The sequence below is a fragment of the Chryseobacterium sp. BGARF1 genome (assembly GCF_001677955.1).
Lineage (GTDB): Bacteria > Bacteroidota > Bacteroidia > Flavobacteriales > Weeksellaceae > Chryseobacterium.
This window is the reverse complement of sequence record NZ_LELA01000187.1, coordinates 1-264: the sequence shown is the minus strand read 5'-3', so window position 1 is coordinate 264 and position 264 is coordinate 1. Positions and strand designations below refer to the sequence as shown.

At 33.0% G+C, this 264-nt stretch carries 1 pseudogene; it reads right to left on the bottom strand.

The features are described from left to right. Positions 1-13 precede the first annotated feature (13 nt). A pseudogene (locus AB671_RS22610) lies at positions 14-264 on the bottom strand (transposase); the annotation flags it as partial.

Genomic DNA, 264 nt, shown 5'->3' with positions numbered 1-264 from the left:
GTGGTCAGTGATCCTATAAATCAAACATTCTAAAAACCACAATATCATCCAAAAGTCCTTTCTCATCAGAATAATCTATTGCGCTGCTGTATCTATAATCCTCTGATCGAAAAACCAAACCTGCCTCAACCGGATTTTGGTGTACATAATTTATTTTTTGATTGATTACATGATTGCTCCACAACTCAATAGGTTTATTATCATGTCTCCAAAATTGATATTGATTTATATTGGAAGCCTTTGCACCTTCTTTAAGAAAGAAAT